The sequence below is a fragment of the Microvirga pakistanensis genome, from assembly GCF_004458765.1.
Taxonomy (GTDB): Bacteria; Pseudomonadota; Alphaproteobacteria; order Rhizobiales; family Beijerinckiaceae; genus Microvirga; species Microvirga pakistanensis.
Genome location: NZ_SPJX01000078.1, coordinates 1 through 223 on the forward strand (window position 1 = coordinate 1; position 223 = coordinate 223).

Below are 223 nucleotides of genomic sequence, written 5' to 3' on the forward strand. Positions count from 1 at the left end.
TGCTGAGCGAGCCGCGCGGCGTCACGGAGGTTGCGGCGGCAAGCTCCGCCCCCCTGCCGCCGCCGCGGCCTGACAGCGCCATCGTCGTGGCTGCCGCGAGCGCCGTCGACAGTCCCGTCACGGGATCGACGCCGAAGAACCCGGCCAAGGACACGAGGACGAAGACGGCCACCCTTCCCGAGGCCAAGATCCCTGGGGCTCAAGCCCCTGCCGCCAAAACCCC

1 protein-coding gene is annotated in these 223 nt (G+C 72.6%); it reads right to left on the reverse strand.

All coding sequences use genetic code 11. The features are described 5' to 3' along the window. On the reverse strand, nucleotides 1-187 hold a 187-nt coding region (locus E4K09_RS28730; protein WP_204985679.1), incomplete at its 3' end, for a hypothetical protein. Nucleotides 188-223: the final 36 nt, after the last annotated feature.